The sequence below is a fragment of the Trinickia symbiotica genome (assembly GCF_002934455.1).
GTDB lineage: Bacteria > Pseudomonadota > Gammaproteobacteria > Burkholderiales > Burkholderiaceae > Trinickia > Trinickia symbiotica.
The window spans coordinates 64,014-88,711 of sequence record NZ_PTIR01000025.1 but is presented as its reverse complement, the minus strand read 5'-3'; the positions used below and the strand labels follow the sequence as shown (position 1 = coordinate 88,711).

Genomic DNA, 24,698 nt, shown 5'->3' with positions numbered 1-24,698 from the left:
AGCTGCCGGCGCGAAGCCGACGGCGTCAGCCCCGGTAGCAGCATAGGGCGGCAATTTTAGTTGTCGTCGGCGGCGGTTGTAGTTGACGCCAGACACGCTGGTGCGTTTGGCCGACCTGATCGACTGGGACCGGCTGAGCGCTGTGATGAGCGAGAGCTTCGTGTCCAAGCGTGGCCGCCCGGCCACCTCGCCGCGTCTGATCGCAGGGCTGCTGTACTTGCAGCACGCCTTCGACCTGTCCGACGAGGAAGTCGTCTGGCAATGGGTTGAGAACCCGTACTGGCAGGTGTTCACGGGCGAGACGTATCTGCAGAACGAGCCGCCGATCGACCCGTCGAGCCTGACGCGCTGGCGCCGTCGCTTGGGCGAAGCCGGCGTGGAAGAACTGCTGGCCGAGACAATCGAGGCAGCCAAGCGCGCAGGCGTGATCAAGCCCTCCAGCATCAAGCGCGTGATCGTCGACACGACAGTGATGGAGAAGGCGATTGCGCATCCAACCGACTCGCGTCTGCTGGAGCGTTGTCGAGAGCATCTGGTGAAGGCAGCAGCAGAGCACGGCTTGAAGCTGCGGCAGAACTACAACCGCGAAGCGCCGCGCCTGGCCGGCCAGATCGGCCGCTACGCGCACGCCAAGCAGTACAAGCGCATGCGGCGCGCGCTGCGCACCTTGCGCTCGCGGGTGGGGCGCGTGATGCGCGACGTCGACCGGCAGCTCGGCTCGGTGGCGGCGCAAAGCCGCGCGGCGCTGGAAGAATTGATTGGCCGCGCCAAGCGGATTGTGTCGCAGAAGCCCAAGGACAAACAGAAGCTCTACGCGCTGCACGCGCCGGAGGTCGAGTGCTTGGCCAAGGGCAAAGCGCGCAAGCCGTACGAGTTCGGCGTGAAGGTGTCGATCACGACCACGCACAAGGAGGGGCTGGTGCTGGGTGCACGCTCGATGCCGGGCAATCCGTACGACGGGCATACGCTGGCCGAGGCTCTGGAGCAGGCGGAGATTCTGAGCGGCACGAGACCACAGATCGCGGTTGTTGATCGCGGCTATCGGGGCGTGGAGGTCGAGGGCGTGAAGATCTACCACCCCGGCTTGCGGCGCGGCATCACGCGCGGCCTGCGCGCGATGATCCGCAGGCGCAGCGCGATCGAACCGGCCATCGGCCATATGAAGGCAGATGGCAAGCTCGACCGGAATTGGCTCAAGGGCGCCCTGGGTGATGCGATGCACGCAGTGCTGTGCGGCGCCGGCCATAACCTGCGCATGATCCTCAGGAAGCTGCGGCTTCTTTACGCCCTTGTTCTTGTTGCCCTGTTGAGCCGCTGCGGCTTGCTATGGCGATGGCATGAGGCCGTGCAGCGGGGAAAACGAATTGTTCAGGGCCGACTAGGTAAAAGACGAGCAGCAAGAGACCACGCTCGCCCGGCGACAATTGCCCGATTTCCTGCTGCGCGTATGTCAGCGAATATCGCGGCGACAAGTAGGCGAGGCCGTAAACGTAGTCGAGCACCTCTCTCGGCTCGACGCTGCGCCGAACTTGGTCTGCCAGCCTCGTCGGCCGACCTGCTTCGTCTCTGCGATCGTGTCGGAGTAAATCATCAATCTTTTCCGCAAAGGCGATCGTCTCATCCGCCGTCGAGAAGCTTGTCTCGTTCAGAAGCTCCCTCATTCGATGGTCGCTGTCCTCGACCCCATAGAACGAGCCGCGCGCCTGGCGATTGATGCGAGTAAAAAAGTGCTCATGGAAGCCCGACTCGTCGATCTGAACCTGGAAGTCGAGAGGGAGAGGCATCTCCATCTGCTGTGCAGATTGCACAAAGGACTGAACCGGCTCATAGAGCCGACGATATTCGTCAACTGTCTCCACGATCTGCGCATGAACCTGCTTGGTCCGATCTGCCCGGCTAGCGCGCAACTCCGCAAGCCGTTTCGGCAGCACCGCGAGCCCCTCGATCTCCGCTTCCAGCCAGCCAATGCTATTGGCCTTGTCCTTGCCGCCGGTCAGTTCGCTCTTAGCTTTCTCCCATGCAGCGAGTGCTTCCTTGTATTGAATGAACAAACGCTGCCTCTCGCCGAGTTTCGTCTTCGCTGCCGCGATGGAAGCCTGGACGGCGTCTCGTCGCTTGATAAGGCCGCCCTCCTCTTCGCTCAGAAGGAGACCGTCAACGCCGAGGATTTCAGTGGCCGCCGCCTCGGCCACTTCATTGACCGGAGCCAAGTTGATTTGCAACGAAACCACTTGGTCGGGGCGAATTTCCCCGCCCAAGTCGGCCAGCAAAGAAGCGAGCTCTTGCAGGAATTGCTCATGAGCCTTCTTACGGTTATCGACCGCCTGCGAGATTCGCTTCGCCAACGCCTGCCGCTTGGCAGCCGCCCCCTTGCGATCGCGAAGAATCGCCTCCTCCTTGTCGAGGGCGGCCGCCTGCCCTTCGAGCTGCTCGATGAAATCTGCCGCTTGTTGCGACTCACGTTGCGCCTCCGGGGAAGCGCCCGGGTCTTCTACTTCGAGCGGTTTGGCGGCTTCAAGCGCCGCCAGTTCGGAACGCTTCCTCTCGAGTTGCTTTTCCAGCCCGACCCGGAACTCGACTGTCATTCGTTCCTCGGACACCAAAATGTCGGCGTTGATCCTCGAGATCTCCTTGATGATGGCCTGCCTCGCGGCACTGATTTCTGCCACCCTGAAGTCGATCAATGCGTCCATCGAAGCCTGGCCGAGTCGGTCCTCCTCGGGAACGTGGGAGAAAATGATCTTCCGCAGCTCGCTGTCGAACGTTGAGGAGCCGCCCTCGCCAAGCTCATTGCACAGCGTTTCGAGATACAGTTGCGGCAAATACTTGATCCTCTCGACGCTGGTCGGCGAAGGGTTTTCGTCAAGCTGTCTCGTCGATTCCGTGCCGTCTCGCCAGACAATCGACGCCGCGAACTGTTGCGCGAGCCGACCCTTCGGGCTTCGAAAGCGCTGGTCATTCAAGAAAGAAAACCCGCTCTGGTTCTTCGTATCACCCGCCAACGCGATGATGTCGGACAGTGCGCTTTTTCCGCTCCCCTTGTTGCCGATGATCGCCACCAAGTCGCTATTGAGCGGCATGTCGACATCGAACCACGGGGCCTTGAGCGACGAGCCGGGCTTCTTTTTTACGCGAATGGATGAAACGTATTTCGTCTTGTTCCGCTCAACCAACTGCCGCTTTGACGGATTGTCCCCGACATAGACGCGGTTCGAAAACTCGCGTATCGCTTGGACAAGGCCGGCGAACGTAGCATCAGCCTTGATCCACGTGAAGCAGTTGCCAACGCGGTCCTTGTCCTTCTCCCCGCTCAGCCAATGAGCATCCGAGCAGTCCAGAAGCGTGTCGGTGACCTTCGCGTCTGTCAGACTCTTGCGAGCCCTCTCGTAGGCCGCCGGACTTTCCGCCGCCGTGAAAACTAGGTTCGCCTCATTGATGACGCTCTTCTTGTCAGCGATCGTGTGGTCGCCCCAACGCAAACTGTCCCATTCGGTCTTTCCGATGGCGAGCAGATGCCGTCGTTCAAAAAACGGAGTGTCGAGCGCGCCCTTTACTTTTTCCAAGCTGACATTTAGTGCATTGAAGCCCTCGGTCAGCGCGTCGCCGAAGCGACCTCGTTGGTCGTCGGGCACTGACGCGATGATGGCTTCACCGAGCGCGCGGAGACTCTCGCGCGTGATCACGCCGGCCCATCGCGACGCATGATCACGAGCCTCCGGCATCAACTTGTAATGCGGCGTGATCGCGCTTATAAACTGATCCCGGATCAGCGCCGGCTCGACCTCGTCAAAAATGACGTGCAGGTTTATGCGGCTCCAATTCGACTCCGAGTATCCGTCTTTTGACTTTTGGACAACGCCACCGAACTTGTCCAGCCTCAGCTCGACGACCGGCAGAATCAGGTCAAGGTTTTTGAGCCTGCCCTTGTCCCGCTTGGCCCGCAAGACGCGCTCGTAGCCGTCGACGAACACATAGTCGTTGATGCCGATGACTTTGAACGCGGATGGCAGCGCTTCAAGATCGGAGATGAAAGCCTCCCATGCAGCGTCCTCTTCCCCGGGGTAATGGTGAACAATCGACGCTGGCGTGTGGACGTGCAGATCCCACTTCTTCCACGTCGAGCCTTTCTTTTCATTTTCCATACGGTCTCCGCGCTATTGGCTTCTTGTCGCGCTCTCACATGGCCGCGGCACGTGCGCCGCGACTCGGGACGCTAAAACTATATCTTCTGATTCCTGCGGCGGGGAGATCAGAAACAAAAGATGTGGCAGTGCGGCGGCGCGCTATGCGGCTCGCGGCAATGTCAGCCACGGGAGAGACGGCACCGTGAGTGTTTTTTGGGCAGAGTCATGACGGCGGCCTTGCTTTTGCGCGACGGCCCACCGCAGCCGGTGCAAACGGCATAAGCACGGCGCCCGGCCGGACGACGGGCGCGAGCCTCTCGCCGCCTCCTTCGCTCGCCAGACAAGACATGGCGCTCGGCAGCGGGTCGCACCTTCTCCGTGTGCACCGTCGCACCTGGGCGTCATTGCGCTCGCGAGCACGCCGGAGCCAAGTCCATACTTTGCCGAATAGTCGCGCCACCATCGTCCTACGCAGCGATTCGGCCAATTTGGGCGCCTCTGGCATGACCATCCCATTTCCACTGAACCACAACATCTAGCGTAAAAACGATTTTTAACACCAAGTTTAGTTGTAGTGATATCCTCCTGATGCATAACGTCCCCGCCCGTGGAAGGACCCCATGCTCTCTGCCAAAAGGCGCGCGGAAATCGAAAAAATCGTGCGCGGCATGCACCGCGAAATCATTCAAGGCGCGAAATTTCGCTTTCCCTCTGGCCTACCGCCATATCCGCAACTTTTTTCCCCCGACGTGGCGATCGAGAAGTATGGCTATTCTTATGAAATCCGCGAATCCATGCCGGGCGCGCACGAGGGCAGACAGTTCCAAACGGCCGGCATGATCGATACGGTGCAAAACATCGTCATGATTTCGAGCATCATGACGTTCGAAACGCAGCGGTTCACGGCGGCCCACGAGCTCGGACATCTTGTCCTCCATGAATCGTTGCCCGGCATGAGGCAGCATCGCGACCGTCCTCTCAACGGCGATCGTGCTGGCCCGCGCTCTGTCGTCGAAGAAGAAGCCGACTACTTCGCCGCCGTGTGGTTGGCGCCAGGTCCGACGGTCGAACACTACTTCCGGGAGCGTTTCGGCAACATTCCGCTTCCGTTGAACGAAGATACAGCTTTTCACGTTGCCGGCCACAAGGGCGTCGCCGATCTCATGGCCTCCGCACCAGGCTCCCTGGCATTTCCCATCGCAGTCGGAGTTGCGACGAAATTCAACAGCAGGAAGTTCAAGTCCCTCGCCACTTTCTTCGGCATGTCGCCGATGGCGATGGGCATCCGCCTGAAAGAGCTCGGGCTGGTGGCTTACTAGGAAAAAGCGCAGCCGCCAGGCGTCTCGAAACTCCGCAAGAGGGTGGCGACTGCGCTGCTTGGCGCCTTGCAGGAGTGCCCGATCAGCGTCATGGACGCGCCCGTCGGCGGAGCGCCTGAATGATTCTTCGCAGGCCGAGACGCGGAGTATCCAATGCGACCACTTCAAGGTCCCGCAGCACCGCAAACCCGCACGCCCCCCCGTCTTTCGGGAGTGCCGAGCAGCGGCGACGCTCGTTGACCGCACGCGAGTTGCGGGACTGATGGAGGGAGCGCGCGTTCGGCCTGCTCGATCGCGCCACCTCGCACAAGATTTCATCGCGGCAGCGCGTGCCGCAGCGAATCAGGAGATACGCGTCATGGAGATTGACGTGAACGCAATGCGGGAAATCATGATCGGCGCTTTCCAGCTTCGGAGGGTTGATGTCAGGTTCACGTTCTATTACGACGAGACCAACAACATCCGCAGGTTCTATTTAACGGACGATGGCACCAATGTCGCGGAGCACAGGAACTTCGTCCTCGGCGGCATCGCGCTCGAAGAAGGACGCGCCCTCCCCGACATCGCCGCCTTGCGTGCCGAGCTGCGCATGCAAGCTAGCGCGCCCGAGATCAAGTTCGCCCACATCGCGAGAGGAGATTTCGAACAAGTCCTGCCTTCAAAAAAACTGCGAACCGTTCTATCTTGGCTCGCCGGGCACGGCATCATGATCCATTATTGCAGCGTGAACATCATCTATTGGGCTATCGTCGACATCATCGACGCGATCGTAGCCGAGGACGGATTTAGAAGTTACCAACCATACCAACAACCTTTGAAGAACGAGCTATATCGACTAGCCAATCTCGACAAGCCTGCATTCTTGGCATTGCTGAAGCGGCATCGCTATCCGGACATTCAGCCGGACAGAACAGCCGACTTCATCGTTGACATTGACGCTTTCCTCGATACGCGCAGCCCTGATGACGACAATCTCCCCGCGCTCATGCTCAAAACCTTGATCCAAAAATCGCCGTCTTTGCCTGAGCTGACTTGCCTGGCCGACAACGAAGAGGATGTCCTGATCGACGGCTTTCACGCCTTCTACACGCGCCCCATCATGCTTTTCAAAAACGCCACCCACGTCTTCGATCGCGAAATTCAGATCGAAAAAGTTTGAGCGACACCACGTTCAAAGACGGCGACAGAGACGTTAACTTTCACTTCGCCGGCTCCAAAAGCGAGCCAGGCATCCAAATCGCGGACGTGGTTATTGGGTTTCTGGGAACTTTGTGGAGGATCATTCGCTGTGCGAGCTCATGAGACGAAAGACCTCGTGGAATGAGACGCAGGCCGAGAATTTCAGCCTGCTGCGTCAGTTGATCGATCTCTCGGACGACGCCAGCAACGCGTTCATTTATCGCTCGACGGCAATGGACAGCAAATGGAAAAACGATGTTTTCATGCACGGCTTGCCTCCCATGCGCCACTTGCTTTGATGGTCTTGCAGCGCCAAGAGACCTAGCTTCGGGAAAGTTGGGGGAAAAACGAGCCGCGTGCTCGCGCAACGGCTACCTGTGAGCACGCCGGCCAATTCATCGACAAACACGTAACCGAGTGTAACGACGGAGTGTCCCGCTTTCTCCGCACGTCTGCTGTTATCTCATTGCGTTGTCTGTCGTCTCACGCCGTCACCTTACGGTTCCCATTGCGGGCAGCCAGGCTCCATGGATAATCGGATGTGGCGAGAGCAGCCCGGAGTTGTGCAAAATGGACCAGGTAATGCGCATGAAGGATGTCGTGAAAAAGATCGGACTCTGCCGAGCGACCATCTATGCGATGATCAGTCGCGGCGATTTTCCGCGCCCCATCCGTATCGGAGAACGCGCAACTGGCTGGCGCGAGTCGGAACTGGAAGCATGGCTCGCAAATCGCTCGACCGCCAGCGAGCGAGCAACGCCGGCCCTGTCGCAGAGCCGTTGATTTACCCATCAATAGGCATCACAACGGTTCAACTGCCAGCATCGTTCCTCGGCAATCCGCTGAACCGCAGCGGCAGGCATAGCAAAGTCTCGTTGCTTCGTCCGGCGTTTCGTCAACCTCTAGCCTGTAGTCGAGAAAAAGCTCTTCTCCGGGCGCAATCGCGCTTGAGGCGTGGATGAACACGCGGTCCTCAATCTCGATTGCCTCGCAGTTGGCATTGCATGAGTGATTCAGCCAGCGTGCGCTGTTTCCCCCTCGCCCGCCGTCAATCACGCGTCCGTCCGACAAGCCAAAGAAATACGTGTGGCCAGTCGCACCGATCTTCCGGTGCTGCGTGATGGCTGCGCTCCAGGCGACGATCTCGCCTTTGTACTCCAGCAACTGTTCGCCGGGTTCCAGTGCCCGTAAGGCGAACACGCCGCGCCCATGCACGGGCGAGCGCCGAACCACCACACGTCGCTGCATGACCTGCCTATCCTCCTTTTTCGTCCTCGAAGTATAGGGCGGAAAATTGAAGCCTAGGTGTATTTCTTGAAGTACTTGGTCATGTTCCATATCGCGATCACGGTCATCATCGAGACCGGCCAGAAATGGAGGTAGATTGGGAGCTGTACCGGCGCCACGAGCCAGATGATCGCGCCCAATGGCATCACGCCAAACTTCAGCAGGTGCTTTGCGTGATGGTAACGCGTTGCGGACTCGTGCCCGCCCTGCGCACGCCTTACGTGTCGCGCCACCAGCCCATCGGTAAATGCCACCGCAATCGCAAGCACGAACTGCGGGATAGTCATCATGAGCATCGCAAAGCGGATCCCGAACAGCTTGATCCCATACATTGCCACGATGAGCGCTTCACGCGTCGATCCGGAGAACGCCGGTCGCAACATTGAACCGAGCCCCTGCGTAGGCATCGTACCCGCCTGCCAAGCCCGCGCTGAGGCGTCGACGCCAGTCCAACCAAACCAACTCCGATACGCGAGGTCCGCGGCATGCCTCGCAAGTTCCGGATCTGTCGTCTCACCGAGGTAATAGCGGACCAGAGCCTCGATGCTGCCCACCGGATCGTCCCGCCAGATAAAGTGCGCCGCCCCGACATCGGCCAGCACCGACAGGAACGACGCGAGCAGCAGCCAGAGCAGCGCATGGATCGCCAGATCCACGATCCAGAAAAACGACTTCACGCCGTCTGCGTTGCTGTCTCGACGACTTGCGCTCACGTCCATCCTCTCAGAATCCGGCACCCCTGCCCTTGACCGCCCATGGCTCGGTGGTTGACCGCTGGACATTCCAGCCAGATGGCATGAAGCTGCCTACCGAGCCACCGATGCCGTCAGGCGCTACGCCGCCTGCATCCTGGAATGGCAATACTGCCTGCACATACGTGGCGTACTTTGTGCGCATGTCGGCTACCACGTCGTCGAGCCCCGGCAGCAGGATGGGGTCGTTCTCCTCCAGCAATGGGAGCCGAACCTTCACCAGTTGTCCGCCCTCGATGAGCGCAAACGCCTGCCCCTTGGGCAACTGCGTCAGGTCGGACGGCTGCAGCATTGGGACTGGCCGCACAGTAATCTGGTCGTGCGTCTGCGCCGTAAAATGCACGCCCTCGCCGCGCCGCACTGCGTCCGTCGCCGAAGAAGCCAGCGTCAATGTCTTTACGTCGACCATCGGCAACTGGTCGGTCAGGATTCTCGCGGTCGTCACGTACTTCACGCGCAGCATCACGAGCGTATTGAAGTTGCCGAAGATTTGTTCGGCCTTGGCCCGCGAGCCGATCTTCGCTTCGAGATCCGCGCTCGTCTGTGTGTAGGCCGTCACCTGATAACCCGCGCCGCCCGCCTTGTTGACCATCGGCACGAACTCGTCGCCCACCAGTTCGTTAAACTCGTCGGCGTGGATCGACACGCGCCGTTTTCCTCCGGCCGCCCTTTGGCCGTAACCGTGCCCGTATTTGTAAATCCGCCCCGCGGTCGAGGTCAGATCCGCGAACATCGCGTTACCGACCACGCCTGCGACCTCAAAGTCGGAGAGCGCGTCAAGCCCAACATAAACAATCCCGCCCCGATCCATCACGCGGTTCCAGTCGAAGACCGGGCGCGTGTCATCTGGATTGCTGTAGTCGGGCGACAGCAGCTCGGATATGCGCCCCGTGGTGAGCTTTTCCAGGAGCGGATATAGCGACGAGATCAGCTTGTCGAAATATGAACGCTCGTTGCTGATGACCGAGAGCAGTCCGTTCGCGATCGGGTCGGCCCAACCCTGCTGACGGATCAGGTTCGCGACCTGCAGCACTTCCTGGTTGCGCTGCAGGCGCATCGCCTGCTTGGCTTCCTCCTTCTCGAGGGGCTCAAGCTCGTCCTCCCAGCCTGGGTGATCGCGATCAAGCCAAAAGCGGAAGTACCGGAGCGCGAGTCCGTCGATGTTCACCGCGTTCTGGTAGATCATCTCGTAGGTCGGGCGAATGCCGAGCGCACTCATCGCGCGCGCCATCACATTAACGAACCGCCACACGAAATCACGAAATGCGGCCGACTGTCCTTCCTTTGGCAGATTACCCGCGATGCGCGTCGCCACCTCCGTGATTCTCGAGTACGTGCCGATCGGGCTGTAACGTGCGGATTTATCGGGATAACCCAGATGGAAGAACGTGAACTCGCCATCCCGCCCGCAACGCTTAGCCTCCGCGTACATGCGTAGCAGGAGGTCGACGTCGCCCTTCGGATCGAACACGATGACGATGTCACCGCGCCGAATATCCTGCGCGACCAGGACCTCGCACAGCCGGGTCTTGCCAACGCGCGTCGTGCCGAGCACGGCCATATGCCCGACACGCTCGCCAAGGTCGAACCAGACATCGCGCTCGTCCGGTTCCACGCCGTGCAGCGCAGGATCGCCCCCGACAAGCGGCAGCGGGGAGACCGGATTCCACCACGCCTGCTTGCGCGTGATTCGTGCGAGTCGCTCGTCAGGATGCCGCCGCTCATGATCCCGCGCACGGTCGTAAAGGTCGTTGCGGGCAAGCAATCGCCGGTTTTCAGGAAGGCGGGCCTGATACAGGCGCTGCGTGTGAATGCCGCTCCACCGGAAACCCCGGCCAAGAAACACATCCCGGTCGGAGCATGGAATCGCGGCTGCCGGAATCACGTACTGAGGCAGGCGCCGCAGGTTGCGCTGAAAGCGGATCAGTTGCCATGCCTGACGTGTGCGCGTGAACGCTAGCGCGAGCAGCGCCAGCGTCGTGACGATTCCTGTCGCGGGCGTGACCAGGAAAAGCGCGGGATGCGACCACAACACGCCCGTTGCCACGAGCGAGGTAACGGACGAGAGCAGTTCGACAGGTTTCCGAAAGCGGTTCTCGACCGGATGTGCCATCGCCGTCTCGCTCGCCCTGAACGCTCACACCTGCGCCGGGTCGACCGCATCCGACGGCGGCTTCTGTTTCGACTGGATCATCGCGTTCGGCGGCGGTACCGGATTGAAGAATCGCTCTGGCTCCGGCACCAGCATCACCGACAGTTGCCGTCCACCGGCACCCTTGATGTTGTAGTGGATCAGATACGAGCGGCTGGCGCCGCCTGAATCGGCAGTCACCGGATAGCCCGACTTCTGGAAATCACGCTGGACCTGTTTCCACGGTTCCGGCGCTTTACCGTCATCGGCGAGCGTCTGCTCGATCGCCTCGGGATGCGCCTGTGCGAAGTCCTTGAAGACGGCTGGCGTGACGAGCAGCATGCCCTCCGGCACAAAATGTACGCGCGCCATCGACTCGTTGTACGGCAAGGTGCCTGTGGCAATCCCCTCCTGGACCCAGGCCATGAACCGCTCGGCGTTCGGGCGAGGCTGCCGGTGGCTCTGGCGCGATGTCAGCGATTTCGCCGGCACCTTCGACTTCTGCTTCGGGCGCACGGGCGAAGTGACAAGATCCGGCACCGGATGGCCCGCGCACGGAACGTCGCGGCCACCGTTTGCCTCGGCCTGCAATGCCGCGGCGCTTTCCGCTTCAGGCAGGAAATCGGCGGTATGGTCGTCCGAAGCCGGTACAGGTATGGCTGCCTCGGGAGCTGGCGCAGCTTCATCGCATGCCTCGCAGGTGGGATCGGCCATCGTCGGCGCGGCCGGCGACAATTCTGGCTCCGTCGCCGGCGCATCGTCCAACGCTCGCTCGGCGTCAGTGCTTAAAGGGTGGTCTGGCCCGTCTGTACCCGGCGAATCCGGTTGCTCTTCATCGACATCCGATTGCATCTCGTCGACGCCGCTCGTTGCGGATGATGCCGTGCCTTCCGGCGCGGGTTCTTCGTCCTTGGCAACCTCGACGATCCGCACCGCGCCGACCGGCAATGCGCGCGGGTACCGGGCCGGGTCCGCATAGAGCCGGTCGAGCGGAAAGCGCAGGACGGTGAAGGTCTGCTTCCAGGTGCCGACCACAACGTCGATGGTCCAGATCGCGCCACCCTCCGGTGTCGGAACGAGCGCCCCGTACTCCTGCCAGGTATCAAAAAGCCGGTTGTTGTCGGACGGAATACCGGCTGCACCCGGCTGCTGCTTTTCATTGCACGCCAGATACGTACGCACGGCTTCGGCCAGTGTTTTCGCCACGCACCACAAGGACTCGCCGTCGCAGTAGCCCGTCGCGCCCGCACGATTGAGCGGCACTCCGCCTTCCGCGAGTAGCCGACGCAGCCCATCCATCAGCCGCTCGATCAGCGGGACCGCACGAGCTGTTGCGAACCGTGTGCGCGGGCCCGTGAGCAGATTCTGTGCAACTGATCGCCGGTCCGCCTCGCCGACAATCTTCGTGAGCGCCCCCTCCTTCGCCCCAGCGTCGCCCGACAGGTATCTGGCGAGTTCGTCGAGCACCGGCGGATACTGCGCGAGCCAGGCCAGCGCAGCGGAAGGCACCAGACGCTGGAGCAGCACGATGGCGAGGCGAGCGTGCGTGCTGTAGTCCCGTTGCGCGGGTTCCGGGAAATCGACCCGGTACCACTGACCACCCTGCTCGTTCATGCTGCCGGCGAGCGGCACCCATGGCTGAGCGTCCGTCCCGGTGACGAGCTCGATCTTCAGGTCTGCCAAAGGCTTGCCAATGTCGTGCAACAGCGCGGCGATCAGCACCGCATAGCTGCAACGTGCACCATGCCGCATCTGGTCCTCGGGTTGGGCGCCGAACGGCAGACGGTATCCCTCGCGGAAATGCAGGGCATATCGCGCCACCTCGAGCAGATGGATCAACAGGCCGCCCGGCTGCGCATGGTGGTGGGATTCCGATGCGGGCAACAACTGCACGAATTCCGTTAGTCGCCGAATCAGCGGTTCGATGTCGCGCCGCTCATTCTCCGTTGACAGGCCCACACTGCCGCCAATGCGGAGCACCGTGCCCTGCATGCCGGTTCGCGCAAGAAGCTCGCTGAATCCCAGCACTGGGAGATGCTGGGGGGAAGGCGGTGATCGCTCAAGAATCGGTGCAGCAGCGAACGACGCGGAGTGCGAGTTAATCCGGGGCGGGCTTGCCGACGCCCGGGTCAGCCCCAGCCAGGTCAGCGTGGTACTTGCCATATGAGCTCGCGGTCGCGATTGGAGAATTGTGTTCGTACTGAGCGACGCACACCCACGCGTCACGTCGTTCCCCAACGTTAGGCAGTCGACTGGCGCCCGGACCGGAATGACTGAACGGGATGGCGCGACCGCAAGCAGTCATGCCGCAGGCCGGGACATGAGTGGGCACGCGGTCAGCCGAGCCATCCTTTCTAGGCCTTCTACGCCTTACGCGGCATGGGCCGCAGCGCTTTTTCTGACCGTTGCGCGAACGCCCTTTTTTGCCCTTCGCCATTTGAGCCTTTGAGCGGGTGAAGCGTCTCGTCCCAAGCTTCACCCGTGGCCTTTGGATTGGGCCCTTCCCTTTGAGCCGTCCTTTGTTCCCCTTGCCTTTTCAACCTTCTGCAAATGTCTTTGGATTGTGCTGGACGGGCAGCCTCACACGGCGCTCGCCAATGCGCGGGCGACAAAAAACGTGCTTACCCAACTGCGCATAGCGGCAGGAATCCGGCCCAGTCGCGCGTCTTCGCTGCCTACAGTGAACCCGTCGGTCCTTCCCCCTGGGCCGACGCGCGCTGTTGGCCTGCCGGAGTGCTCCCCGCGTTCGGCAGGCCCTTTTTCTCTGATGGCTAGCGCGGCCAGGTCGTGGTCACCGGATCACGCACGAACAGACGAGGTGAAAGTGAAGCGTGTCGCGATAGTTCTTGCTGGTGCAGTGCTCTGCGGCTCAGTCACTACCGCCCGGGCCGACTGCATCGACGACGCCGCGCACTTTCAACACGTGAACGCGCGGCTCGTGCGTGCGATCGCCACCGTCGAATCCGGGCAGCGCGCAAACGTCATCCACGTCAACGCGGACGGCACCGCTGACATTGGCCTGATGCAGATCAACAGCCGGTGGCTCGCGACGCTGTCGCGCTTCGGCGTCTCACGCGCCGATCTCCGTGACCGCTGTACCAACGCCTACGTCGGCGCGTGGATTCTGTCGCAGAACATCCGCCATCTTGGCCTGAACTGGGATGCCGTCGGCGCCTACAACGCCGGCACACACGTGAAGCGCATTGCTTACGCACGCCGCGTCTATCGCGCACTCAACACGGCCCCGCCGCTGCCGTCCGCGCCGGCCACTCCGATCGCGGTGCAGGAGCCGGGGCTAATCGCGAAGCTGTTTCGGCCAATCACGTGGAGCGATACATGGGAGGCTAGGCGATGAGCCGGCTCACGTACGAATACGCGATCGAGGTACTGAACGACTACCTCGGCCCGCTGCAACCAATGCTGGCCGATCCGGACGTGCAGGAGATCATGGTCAACCGCGCCGATGCGATCTTCGTCGAGCGCAATGTCACAGTGAAGTATGTCGCCGGCTGCGACTTGGACCCGGATGCACTGGATCGCGCCATCACGATTCTCGCAAACGTTAATGCCAAGGAGCAGACGCCACTGCTCGATGCCCGACTGCCGGGTCTGCGCATTGCCGCCGCCCGGCATCCTGTGGCTGTCCACGGTGACATGATGTCGATCCGCAAGCACACCCGCCGCCGCATTGGACTTGCCGATTACGAGCGCGGCGGGGCGTTCGACGTCCTGCCAGGCACGAAGTCGCCCGCCGCGCGCCGCCGCAATAGCGCACTGCTGGACCGTCTGGCATCGGGCGGCGCCGCGCTGCGAGAGTTCTTTGAATGGGTCATGCGCGAGCGGATCAACGTCGCATTCTCCGGTGGAACCTCATCCGGCAAGACCACAATGCTCAACGCGATGATCGATGCGATACCGCAGGAAGACCGCGTCATCACGATCGAGGACACGGCCGAACTGCAGGTGCATGCGCCCAATTACGTCGCGTTCGAGACCAATCTTGGCATCACCATTCGCGATCTTGTGCGCTTTTCGCTGCGCGTGCGCCCTGACCGCATCATCGTCGGCGAGGTCCGTGGCGCCGAAGCCTTCGACCTGATGGAAGCACTCAACACCGGACACCCCGGCTCGATCGTCTCGTTCCATGCGGACTCGTCCGACACCGCCCCGGCGCGGCTCGAGTCGCTCATCCGCATGAGCGACGAAGGTCGGCTCGTTTCGATTGACGACCTGCGCCAGAAAATCGCCTCCACGTTCCGGTTCTTCGTGCATGCAGAACGCCAGGGCGCGATACGCGGCCCCGTCGAAATCCGCGAGGTGCTCGGTGCCAAGGACGGCCGCTATCAGACCCGGTGCCTCTTTTCCCGCTTTGCATCCCCCGAGGAGCTGGTCCATGCATGAATTACATCGCCCGCGCCGGTGGCTCCACGCCGTGCGTCTCTTCGTCACCGCGCTTCGCAACCGCTGTATGGATCTGCGCGACGCGTGGCGAACCGTTCTCACCCGTCATCGCAATGCGCTGCGCCTGTTGTTCACGGCCATCTGGCTCGCGTTTATTCCGGCCATTGCGCACGCGGGCATCTGGAACGGCGGACTCTGCACCGTCTACCAGGACGTGCTCGACAACGAGTTGCTCGAGGTCGTGTCGCTCTCGGCGCTCGTCGGCTCGATCGTGCTATGGCTGCTCGACGATGGTCGCAGCAACATCAAGACGCATGTGCTGCGCGGCGTGCTCGGCACGCTCGCGATCCTGAACATGCCGCTGCTGTGGGCGCAGGTGTTCAACCACGGCGCTGCCTGCACGGGCACCCTCTAGCGAGGTCCGGCATGGAGACGCATCGCCCCGACGCACGTGACGCATCCGCCGGCTCTGTCGATCCGTTGGATCCAGTTGACCCACTCGCTGCGCGCGTTCGAAAGACCATGCTCGAACAGTTCCTGCTGCTCGGCATCGACCGCAAATGGTGCATCGCGCAGGGTGCCATCGTCATCACGTTCGCCGCTGGCCTGCGCAACGGCTGGGTACTGCTCGCGGTGCTGGTCACGCATCCCGTATTGTGGCTCGCAGTGCGGCGCGATCCCGACCAGATCCGCTGTTACTCAAAATACAGCCGGCAGGGCGACTACTACGAGCCGCGCCAGCTGCTGCACCAGAAGGTCAATGCTCGCCCGAAAGGCTTCGCCCGGGGGATGCCGTGCTGAAGCCCACCCTCTCGCCGTTTGACGCCGAGTCGCTTGCACAGGTCGCGCAGCGCACCGATGGCGATCGCCGTTCCACCGCCGAGATGGTGCCGTGGCTCTTTCGCTTTAGCGACACGCTCATCGTCAACAAGGACTCGTCCGTGATGGCTACCTACGAGTTCTCCGGACCGGATGCCGACGCGTTGTCGACTGGCCATGTGCTCGAACTGATGGAGAACCTGATCACCTCACTGCGTGACATCGCCCGTCGGCCCGTTACAATGTGGTGGACAATTCACCGCCGCCGCAGCGCACGCTATCTCACCGTGCCGATGCCCGACCCGGTGGCGCAACGGGTCGACGATGCCCGGCGGGAGACGTTCGAGCGCGGCGCCAACTACACGAACCGTCATTTCGTGACGTTCACGCTGGCCCCGGACGTCGGCATCGACCGGTTCGCCGGCAAGATCACGCATGGCATGACGCATGACGGGCTGTCGATCGCACAGTCACTGATGCAGGCCGTGCGAGGCACGTTCTCCGACCAATACCTGTTCGCGTATACGGTGTCAGAGCTGGCCGCCGTCGTCGAGATCTTCGAGAACATCCTGTTCGGCTTCGTCGCAAGCAACCCGCGCTTGGCCTGCCGGCGCCTGAGCGGTCCGGCACTTGGCGCGTTCATGCATGCGTGCTGCTCCCCACCGGGCGATCACGTATCGGCGGTGCCCATACCGGACATCCCGGCGCTCGACCTCGCGATGTGCGATACCGAGGTCCGACCAGGTCACGACTACCTGCACTTCTACTCGCATGGCCGCCAGCGCTTCGCGATCGCGGCGGGTGTTCCTGCCCGCCGCGACTTCTGGCCCGATACGGTGTTGCCCACGAGCCTCGACGGCCTGCTGAAGGTGCCAGGGGAACTCACGGTCAGCCACTGCTTCCGTGTGACCTCGCCCACCGCCGCGATGCGTTTCATCGACAGCGTCCGCCGCTATCACGAAGGCCGCCGGCTCGACACGCGTTCCCTGCTCGCCGCTACGCTGCGCGGGGGCGACACATCGGGCGCGCGCCAGAACCAGTCGCGCTCCGCCGCCGCAGACGAAGCCAACCGGCGCGTGGGTAAGGTTGAGATGGCCGAAGAGACATACGGCTACTACAACCTGTCGGTCCTCTCGTACTCGCCCGTTTTCGAGACGACACCGTTCGATGATGGGACGGCCGCCGAAGCGGCCTGGACGCAGGTAGTCGCCACGCACCGTGCAGTCGAGGAAGCGCTGCGAGCCGCGCACTTTGCGCCCGTGCGCGAAACGCTTCACGCGTTCTCGGCCTTCGCGACGAGCATCCCCGGCATGTGGCGCGAATGTGCGCGCTGGTCGTTCATCGACACTGCGGCGCTTGCCCGCCTGCTGCCGCTGCGCGGTGTTTCCGACGGCCATCCGATCAACGCACACCTGACTAAAGAAACCGGCACGCTCTGCCCTGCGCTTGCCGCATTCCCGACCGAGTTCGGCACGCCCTACTGGTTCACCGCCTTCCTCGCCGACGTCGGGCACATGCTGGTCTGTGGCCGCACCGGATTCGGCAAGACGATCTTCATGCTGCTGTGCGCGACGTTGTTCCGAAAGTATCCGAATGCGTTTTTATACGGGTTCGACAAGGACCTGTCGATGCGCATCCCGACGATCCTGCAGGGCGGGCGCTACCTGCAGTTCAATCATGACGCGGCTGGCGCTTCCGCGGACGAGCAGGCGCAAATGAACCCGTTCGTGTTACTCGCGGACCCGCGCCACATGGAATTCCTCGCCGAATGGATCGTGATGCTGGCGCAGCAGCGCGGCATCTACCGTGTGACCGCGGGCGACCGCCGCGAACTGGGGAAGGCGCTCGCCGCAACACGCAGCCGGAGCGACCGGCGTCTGTGGCGGCTTCGTACGGTCCACGCGTCGCTGCCTGCTGGGCCGCTTGCCGACGAATTGGCCCTGTGGGTGGGCTCCGCCGTACACGCGCATTACTTCGACAACCTCACCGACAGTTTCGACGACACGCGATGGGTGTCGCTGGCGACTGACCGGATTCTCGCGAACCCTGTGATCGCGCGGCCGTTCCTGTCGTATGTGACGTATCGCATCCAGGATTCGATGGAACAGCGGCGTGCGAAGGGCGTTATCGGCCCTACGCTCGTGATGCTACCCGAGATCTGGAACCTGTTGGATGACGATACGTTCGCCGCGCAGATCGGCAACTGGATCGTCACGATGCGCAAGAAGCTCGGCTGCGTCTGGATGGATGCGCAATCGCCCGAGCAGGTCTCGACCTCGAAGATCTGGCCACAGATCCGGGACAACGTGCTCGTGCGGGTATTCGTGCCGGTCGAGAACTTCACGCCGTCCGCGAAAACAGCCTATCAGCGCGATTTCGGTCTTTCCGAGGGACAAATCCGCACGATTCAGCAACTCATCGCGAAACGCGACTACTTCATCACCGAACAGGGCGGTGCATCGCGTCGCATCTCGGTGCCGCTCGATCCCGCGTCGATCGCGATCCTCCGGTCGGAGATGAGCGCGCAACTCATGTTTGACCGGCATTTGCATTCCGGTTGTCCGGACTGGAGAGATCGATACATCGACGAAGCCATGGCACAGGCCAGTATGGACACGGCGGCATTGGTCAAACTGGAGGTCCAGCATGCGTGAACCCGTGCGTCTTCGAGCCAGCGTGGCCGCTGCCCTCGCCCTGGTCCTTCACACAAGCGCTGTTCGCGCCGGTGGCGGGATGACAGGCGGCGCAACCGAAATCACGCAGTTGTTGAACCACGCCGAACTCGTTTCGTCAGTGGCCCAACAGGCGCAGATGGTCGAGCAAAACGTTCAGGCGCAGATCATCCGCCTTCAGCAGTACGTCACGATGGCCCAGAACCTGAAGCAGGTGCCGACGTCGCTAATCGATCAGACCATCGCCCCCTATCGCAACCAGATCACGAACTTCCAGTCGCTCTCCACGGCCATTACGCAGCTTGAGCAGGCGGCGAGCGCCACGAACAGCCTGTTCGGCCGCAGCCTCAACGAGATGAATACCACGGGCATGTCGCCTGCCCAGTGGCTGTCGGCTTACACGTCGCTCGCCTCGACGCGCGGCGGCATCTACCAACAGCAACTGACGCAGGACATGCAGAACCTGAACACGCTCGCCGACCGCGCGCAGAACCTGCAACAGATCCAGTCGCAGATTCCGAACGTCACGGGCGCCGTGCAGGGCTTGCAGATGCTGAACCAGCAGTCGAACGTGCTAGCTGGCGAGATGGTCGACCTGCATGCGCTCATGCAGCGGCAGGTCGCGCAACAGATGCAGGACCACGTCGCGCAGTCGCAGGCCCAGGGTGACGCGGCGAAGCTCGCCGCCGCGCGCGCCGCGGCGCTCGGCCAGATCAACCAGCAGGAACAGCAGACGACACAGGGTGCGCCCGACTTCGACCTGCTGCAGGACCAGTAGCGAGTGAGCCGTGCTGTTGCGCTGGCTGATCCGCCACCTCTGTACGACACCCGCCGAATTGCGTGTGGTGCTGCATGCCATCCGCGAATACCGGCTTCACAGCGTTGTTCCGTTCGATCAACGCGATCCGAGCTGGACTTTCGACCGGCGCATTACGCGCAGCGTCCGGCTGTCGCTGCTCGTCGGGCTGCTAGTGGTGCACGCGGAAAATCCGCAGGTTTTCGCGGTGGCCTGGATCGCATTACCGCTGGCCCTGCTGCTGGGGCTGCTGCGCCTTGCCGGCGGTCTCCGGTAGCGGCGTCCCAATTCTATTTGACCGGGCCATGAACGACGTCATCTCCGTGCTCAACGCCCTCTTCGCCACGATGCAGGCGAAGGGCACGAGCCTGCAGGCGCTCTTCCTGTCCGACGGCATTGACTTGCTCGCCGCGCTGGGCCTCGTCATGGCGACATGGCACGTGTTCCTGTGGCTGCTCGAAGGTGACTTCCCCGGCTTCTTCGCGAACCTATTCCGCCACCTGATCAAATGCGCCGTCATCCTTGTGATGCTCACGGCCTGGTCCGGCACGGTGCATAGCTACTTTGTCGACAACATGCAGACCATGGCATCGCGCGTTTCCGGTGGCCAAGGCAACGCCAGTGACTTGCTCCGTGCGCTCGTCAACGCTGCCTCGACCATCATGCAGGGCGTGCGCACCGAGGCGGCCCAGATCTGCGAGCAGGTGCCAGACGTCACCCCTGATGGCATCGTAATCCCGAACACGGAACATCAGGTATGCGGGACCACGAGCGATGCGGGGGCGAATTCGGCGGGCCTGAACTCGATCTGGACCCTCATCAAGAACCTACCGCTCGTCCTGCTCGCTTTCCTTGCCAAAGCGCTCGCGGTCATCGCGATCACGCTCATGACGATGATCTTCGTGGTGGTTGTGCAGTTCGGCTCGTTTCTGCTCGACATCGCCTTCTGCCTCGGGCCTGTACTCATCCCTTGGTACGTGCTGCCCGCCAGCGAATTCCTCTTCGATGGCTGGCTGCGCTTCACGATTTCCGCGGGGCTATTCAAGGTCGTCGCGTGGCTGATGATGGCGATCGTCTATAGCGGCGTGTTGCCGGGCATCCAGGGTCTCGTGCAACAGAGCGCGACGCATAGCGGCACGAACAGCAACGCGTACTACGCGACAAACTACCTCGCGATGCTGGCGCTCGCGCTCGTCTGCGGTGTCGGAGCTTTCATGATGTGGCAGGTGCCGGACATCGCGAAAGGCCTAGTTTCAGGCGGTGGCGCCGGCAATCTCGGTGGCTTCGGGAAAGGGGCTATCGGAAAGCGGATAACCCCGAGGTTCCTGCAATGAGGTCAATGGTGATGACGACGTTTGTCGATCTGACGAATCGAGTAGTACGAGTTCCAGTCAGAGTCTGCTTGCCGTCTGCGGGCCGCCGCATCACGCAAGGACTCGTCCATATCCTTGGGTGTGCTCTTGACCCACGACCAGACGATGAACACGACCGCGCCTGCGAGCATCACCGCCACGCCGAAATGCTGCGCGCCAACCTGGTACAGGACGAACGCCCCGAACAGCAGGACGGGCAGCACGAAATACAGCAGGATGATCTTGAGCTTTTCCATAGCTGCACCCTTGCAGCAGGTGAATTGGGTCCCAGTGTAGCACCGAGCGCATGCTGCTGCCGGAAGGGATGAGCCATGCGTAAACACTTGCCCTTCCGCTCGTCTCTCGGCACCCAGACGCCCGCCGCCGACCTTCCGTCGCCACCGCATACCGGCGAAGCGGTCACAGCCTGGTTTGCAGCCTTCCAGCGCCCCCTCTGGGATAAGCGGCTCGCCATCAAGATCGCCGCCGCGTTCGCGCTGATCGCTGCGGGCGAATGCGCTGCACTCATCGTGCAGAGTGCGCACAGCGGCCCGCGCCCCTACTTTGTCGAGCACGATGAGAAAAGCGGCGCGGTGTGGGTCTCGGACCGCTACGCCGAAACCTACTCGGTCACCGCAGCCAACAAGCGCTACTTCCTCGTGAAGTGGGCATCACGTGTCTTCACGATCGAAGCGGACAGCCAGGACACGCTCACGCGCCAGATCCCGGCTGCATTCGGCTGGACCTCTGGCGCCGCCACACAGGAACTGGAAACGTACATCACCGTTACTGATCCGGTCGCGCAGCGTGTCGTTCAGACGCCGGGTCTCACCCGCGAATTCATCGAGAACTCCACCTCGTTCTCGCCCGATGGTCAGGTTGCCTATCTGATCTTCACCTTAATCGAGAGCGTGAACGGCAAACCGTCCCGCCCGAAACAGATGCTGCTCACGGTCAGCTTCCTGCTCGCCCCCGAAACGCTGAAGCCCGGCGAGGAAAAGGACAACCCGATCGGACTTCGCATCACCCACTTCAGCCTCACGCCCTATCTGGGCGTCAATCCCGGAGCCACGCAATGAAGCTCGCCCTTTCCACTGCGTGTTTCACGGCGTTGTTTGCTACGTGCTTCACCGCAGCTGGCGCCCAGGTCACAGCGCCATCGCCCGCGCCGTCCGTGCCACTGCCCGCAAGCATGGTGACGACTGTCCCCACACAGCCCGCGGAGGTTGCGGTTCGCATGCCGACGCTGCGGCCCCACGCCCGACACGCACCTGCGTCCCGTACGCGCATCAACGGTCCATATCCCGCTCCCGACGATTCGTCGCTCGTCGTCTACGACTATGACCCGGACTACCTCTATCCCGTGCTCCTGCGCACCAACGAGGAGACGCACCTAGTGTTCGGACCCGACGAAGAAGTCACCGGCGTCTACCTGTCCGATACGGGCAAGCGCTGGCTCGAGCATACGGCGCTAACCAAGCGCGACGTCTTCATCGAGGCGCGCCTGCCCGGGCTCGACAATGCCGCGACGATCATCACGTCACGCCGGCGCTACGAGCTGGACCTACGATCATCGGACAATGGGACGGTCTATCACCGCGTCTCCTGGCACTACCTCGATACCGATGCGCAAATGACGGCGGGACAGGTCTCGCCCTTCGGCATCGAGTACCCGGGCAACGCGCCTGCGCACAGCACAGGCGCACAGGAGAACGGAAATGCGCAGGCGGATTCGCCTGGCAATGCACGCTCAGGCGGCCCGCGCATCGCACTCGACCAGGCGAACTTCGACTATCGCGTGGCGGGTGATGCGCCGTTCACGCCAGTGACCGTTTTTGACGATGGAAGGTTTACGTATCTGCAGTTTCCCCACCACGCCGAACTGCCCGCTATCCTGCTGATGGACGACAAAGGCCATGCTGAGATCGCCAGCTTCGTGCCGCTCGGCAACGACCTGTTCGAGGTGCAGCAAATCGCCCCATACGGCCTGCTGCTCAAACGCGGCAAAGAGGAAGTACGGGTCTTCAACGGTCGGGGCAAAGGCTGCGGACTGTTCGGCTGTGATTCGGCCCGCATGAAGAACATCTACGGGAAACCGTGAACATGGCCGCCCCGGAAAAAAGCGGCACCCCGCTCACGCCTGAGCCAGCCAGGCTCACACGCATCCGCCGGAATCTCGCGAAAACGCTGCTCATCGCGCTGTGCTCCGCACTGCTCGCGATCGTCCTGGTGCACGCGCTGTCCCATCCGCACGAGACCGCGGCCGAGCGGCGCGAGCGCGAGCAAATCGAGGCGGATGCGCGGCAGCCGAAGGCCTCACCGGATGCGATCCGCAAGCGCCTCGAAGACCAGCGGAACCTGGCGCTGGCACGCGCGGGCGGTGCGGCGTCGGCAGCCAGCGCCCCGCTCGGCGGCACACCGCTCGATGGCATCCCCAAGGGCGTGCCCGGAGACAATACGGGTCCGCTGCCCCGAAACTACCGAACGTCTGGCCCGGACACCCCCGATCGCGACGCCGATCGACTCGCGCTGCAACGGCAGATCGAAGCCATGCAGAGCCAGTCCCTCGTCGCTTACGAGGACACGAGTGGAAGCAACGGCAGCCCGTCCGCGGAGAATGGGCTATCGCCCGACCGCATCGCGGGCAGCCTAGCGCACCTTTCCGGCTTGCAGGCAGCGCCAGGCAGTCCAGCGCCGGGTGGTTCCTCAGAGATGACCGCGTCAGGTCTCACGCCCGTCAATGTGTCGAGCGCCACCAACCGGCGCAACGCCGACTGGGTCAGACAACAAAGCGAAGCGACTGACGATGCGAAGCCGCTGGTTCCAGTCCCCATCGATTCGCCGTATATGGTGATGGGCGGCACACCCATTCCCACCGTGATACTGCAGGGCGCGAAAAGCGACATGCCCGGTACCTTCCGCGCGATGGTCGACCGTGACATCTATGACAGCATCGACGGGAGCTGCAAGCTGATCCCGAAGGGAACGCGGATTCTTGGACGGACGAACAACGACGTGGCAATCGGCCAGGACCTGATGCTCATGGCTGCCACCCGGATGATCTTCCGGCACGCGACAATGCGTCTCGATGGACTGACCGGCAACGATCCCGACGGCGAGGCGGGCGTCACCGCCGAGGTCAATAATCATTTCTTCAAGATCTTCGGGTCGACCTTCCTGATCGCCGGCGTCGCCGCCTGGATCGGCCACAACCAGAGTCAACAGAGCGGCACCACGATCAACATCAACGGAGGCGCATCGACCGATCTGTCGGAAGCGGCAGCACAGTCCCTGTCGCAGACGACCCAGACCATTCTCCAGCGCAACATGAACATCCAACCGACCCTGAAGCTGGAGCCCGGTCAACGCATCACATTCATCACACAGCGGGACATGATGCTGCCGCCCGACATCACTGACGGGAGTTGCAATCGATAAAAAATTCAATCACCGCGCATTCTGCAGCTTTGCTGTGCCGAGATTCGCTTAACGTTGGAAGCGCTTCAGGCAGCACGCGGCCATGAGGCGACGCTCATCCTGCCGCCGTGTTGAACGCCAGACGCGCAGACGGCTATCCTGCCGTCATTTCGCCCATGGAAGGGGCTTGCAAACGCTTATTTAATCGATAGCCACGAACTTTCGCGACTAATACCCTTACAATCATCCGGGGAAACAGCGGAAGAGAAAACTTTGGTGACCGGCCGTGCCGGCTGATTTTCGGGCCGACGACTGCTTCGGTGTCGAAAACTAAACGAAGACGCAACGGGGGGCAAGTGGCGTTCAGAAAGGAAGTTACTATCCCGGCGATTTACGCAGTTCACGGACTGGTGGACGGCAATAGAGTGCTTCAACTGGAGAGGGACGCG

At 62.0% G+C, this 24,698-nt stretch carries 22 protein-coding genes and 1 pseudogene; 17 read left to right on the top strand and 6 right to left on the bottom strand.

All coding sequences use genetic code 11. From position 1 onward, the window contains the following. Positions 1-60: 60 nt before the first annotated feature. Positions 61-1,312: pseudogene (locus B0G57_RS26900) on the top strand (IS5 family transposase); the annotation flags it as partial. Here the strand turns inward: B0G57_RS26900 and B0G57_RS26895 are convergent. Next, complete coding sequence (locus tag B0G57_RS26895; RefSeq protein WP_018441793.1) at positions 1,263-4,142, bottom strand: TrlF family AAA-like ATPase; 2,880 nt, start codon at positions 4,140-4,142, stop codon at positions 1,263-1,265. The pseudogene B0G57_RS26900 and the gene B0G57_RS26895 sit on opposite strands and share 50 nt — an antisense overlap. Positions 4,143-4,744: 602 nt before the next feature. Here B0G57_RS26895 and B0G57_RS26890 point away from each other — a divergent pair. The 5 genes from B0G57_RS26890 (at position 4,745) to B0G57_RS26875 (ending at position 7,405) form a co-directional block, all read left to right on the top strand. Beyond that, complete coding sequence (locus B0G57_RS26890) at positions 4,745-5,443, top strand: ImmA/IrrE family metallo-endopeptidase (protein ID WP_223258733.1); 699 nt, start codon at positions 4,745-4,747, stop codon at positions 5,441-5,443. A 358-nt stretch (positions 5,444-5,801) separates the two neighbouring features. After that, complete coding sequence (locus tag B0G57_RS26885) at positions 5,802-6,602, top strand: hypothetical protein (RefSeq protein ID WP_146013394.1); 801 nt, start codon at positions 5,802-5,804, stop codon at positions 6,600-6,602. Further along, positions 6,599-6,745 carry a DUF3800 domain-containing protein gene (locus tag B0G57_RS32440; RefSeq protein WP_020566313.1) on the top strand — a complete coding sequence of 49 codons (147 nt, stop codon included), beginning with the start codon at positions 6,599-6,601 and terminating at the stop codon, positions 6,743-6,745. The genes B0G57_RS26885 and B0G57_RS32440 overlap by 4 nt, the downstream gene beginning before the upstream one ends. Continuing rightward, on the top strand, positions 6,742-6,921 hold the full coding sequence (locus B0G57_RS26880; protein WP_020566314.1) for a hypothetical protein: 180 nt from the start codon (positions 6,742-6,744) through the stop codon (positions 6,919-6,921). Before B0G57_RS32440 ends, B0G57_RS26880 begins: the two co-directional genes overlap by 4 nt. A 271-nt stretch (positions 6,922-7,192) precedes the next feature. After that, positions 7,193-7,405, top strand: coding sequence for a helix-turn-helix transcriptional regulator (locus B0G57_RS26875; protein ID WP_018441797.1), 213 nt, complete (start codon positions 7,193-7,195; stop codon positions 7,403-7,405). An 18-nt stretch (positions 7,406-7,423) separates the two neighbouring features. Here B0G57_RS26875 and B0G57_RS26870 read toward each other — a convergent pair whose 3' ends face one another. Genes B0G57_RS26870 through mobH form a run of 4 tightly spaced genes read right to left on the bottom strand, consistent with a single transcriptional unit; the run spans position 7,424 to position 12,955 of the window. Further along, positions 7,424-7,870 carry an SET domain-containing protein gene (locus B0G57_RS26870; RefSeq protein WP_018441798.1) on the bottom strand — a complete coding sequence of 149 codons (447 nt, stop codon included), beginning with the start codon at positions 7,868-7,870 and terminating at the stop codon, positions 7,424-7,426. A 53-nt stretch (positions 7,871-7,923) separates the two neighbouring features. Then, positions 7,924-8,628 carry a DUF4400 domain-containing protein gene (locus tag B0G57_RS26865; protein ID WP_018441799.1) on the bottom strand — a complete coding sequence of 235 codons (705 nt, stop codon included), beginning with the start codon at positions 8,626-8,628 and terminating at the stop codon, positions 7,924-7,926. Positions 8,629-8,632: 4 nt separating this feature from the next. Next, a complete protein-coding gene (gene traD, locus B0G57_RS26860; RefSeq protein ID WP_018441800.1) occupies positions 8,633-10,774 on the bottom strand; it encodes a type IV conjugative transfer system coupling protein TraD in 2,142 nt (713 codons plus the stop codon). Positions 10,775-10,798: 24 nt separating this feature from the next. Continuing rightward, the gene (gene mobH / locus B0G57_RS26855; RefSeq protein ID WP_026229875.1) at positions 10,799-12,955 is read right to left on the bottom strand and encodes a MobH family relaxase; all 2,157 of its coding nucleotides are present in this window, start codon (positions 12,953-12,955) and stop codon (positions 10,799-10,801) included. Positions 12,956-13,610: 655 nt separating this feature from the next. Between mobH and B0G57_RS26850 the strand changes: the two genes are divergently transcribed. The 8 genes from B0G57_RS26850 (at position 13,611) to B0G57_RS26815 (ending at position 20,814) form a co-directional block, all read left to right on the top strand. Then, positions 13,611-14,147: a lytic transglycosylase domain-containing protein gene (locus B0G57_RS26850; RefSeq protein ID WP_020566316.1), complete on the top strand. Its 537-nt coding sequence runs from the start codon at positions 13,611-13,613 to the stop codon at positions 14,145-14,147. Continuing rightward, positions 14,144-15,193 carry a CpaF family protein gene (locus tag B0G57_RS26845; protein WP_018441803.1) on the top strand — a complete coding sequence of 350 codons (1,050 nt, stop codon included), beginning with the start codon at positions 14,144-14,146 and terminating at the stop codon, positions 15,191-15,193. The genes B0G57_RS26850 and B0G57_RS26845 overlap by 4 nt, the downstream gene beginning before the upstream one ends. Beyond that, a complete protein-coding gene (locus B0G57_RS26840) occupies positions 15,186-15,608 on the top strand; it encodes a hypothetical protein (protein ID WP_018441804.1) in 423 nt (140 codons plus the stop codon). Before B0G57_RS26845 ends, B0G57_RS26840 begins: the two co-directional genes overlap by 8 nt. A gap of 107 nt (positions 15,609-15,715) precedes the next feature. Further along, complete coding sequence (locus B0G57_RS26835) at positions 15,716-15,994, top strand: VirB3 family type IV secretion system protein (protein ID WP_020566318.1); 279 nt, start codon at positions 15,716-15,718, stop codon at positions 15,992-15,994. Next, complete coding sequence (locus tag B0G57_RS26830) at positions 15,988-18,666, top strand: VirB4 family type IV secretion system protein (protein ID WP_018441806.1); 2,679 nt, start codon at positions 15,988-15,990, stop codon at positions 18,664-18,666. The genes B0G57_RS26835 and B0G57_RS26830 overlap by 7 nt, the downstream gene beginning before the upstream one ends. Then, complete coding sequence (locus tag B0G57_RS26825) at positions 18,659-19,462, top strand: conjugal transfer protein TrbJ (RefSeq protein ID WP_223258731.1); 804 nt, start codon at positions 18,659-18,661, stop codon at positions 19,460-19,462. Before B0G57_RS26830 ends, B0G57_RS26825 begins: the two co-directional genes overlap by 8 nt. A 10-nt stretch (positions 19,463-19,472) precedes the next feature. After that, positions 19,473-19,757 (top strand): hypothetical protein, encoded by a 285-nt coding sequence (locus B0G57_RS26820; protein WP_018441808.1) that lies wholly within the window; start codon positions 19,473-19,475, stop codon positions 19,755-19,757. A gap of 28 nt (positions 19,758-19,785) precedes the next feature. After that, positions 19,786-20,814: a type IV secretion system protein gene (locus tag B0G57_RS26815; RefSeq protein ID WP_018441809.1), complete on the top strand. Its 1,029-nt coding sequence runs from the start codon at positions 19,786-19,788 to the stop codon at positions 20,812-20,814. Positions 20,815-20,816: 2 nt separating this feature from the next. On the opposite strand, the gene B0G57_RS26810 is transcribed toward B0G57_RS26815, so the two are convergent. After that, positions 20,817-21,089, bottom strand: a complete 273-nt coding sequence (locus tag B0G57_RS26810; RefSeq protein ID WP_018441810.1) for a hypothetical protein — start codon at positions 21,087-21,089, stop codon at positions 20,817-20,819. Between the two features lie 75 nt (positions 21,090-21,164). On the opposite strand from B0G57_RS26810, the gene B0G57_RS26805 reads away from it, so the two are divergent. Genes B0G57_RS26805 through B0G57_RS26795 form a run of 3 tightly spaced genes read left to right on the top strand, consistent with a single transcriptional unit; the run spans position 21,165 to position 24,270 of the window. After that, positions 21,165-21,911, top strand: coding sequence for a VirB8/TrbF family protein (locus B0G57_RS26805; RefSeq protein ID WP_018441811.1), 747 nt, complete (start codon positions 21,165-21,167; stop codon positions 21,909-21,911). After that, positions 21,908-22,933 carry a TrbG/VirB9 family P-type conjugative transfer protein gene (locus B0G57_RS26800; protein WP_026229877.1) on the top strand — a complete coding sequence of 342 codons (1,026 nt, stop codon included), beginning with the start codon at positions 21,908-21,910 and terminating at the stop codon, positions 22,931-22,933. Before B0G57_RS26805 ends, B0G57_RS26800 begins: the two co-directional genes overlap by 4 nt. A 2-nt stretch (positions 22,934-22,935) precedes the next feature. Continuing rightward, on the top strand, positions 22,936-24,270 hold the full coding sequence (locus tag B0G57_RS26795; RefSeq protein WP_018441813.1) for a TrbI/VirB10 family protein: 1,335 nt from the start codon (positions 22,936-22,938) through the stop codon (positions 24,268-24,270). Positions 24,271-24,698 lie beyond the last annotated feature (428 nt).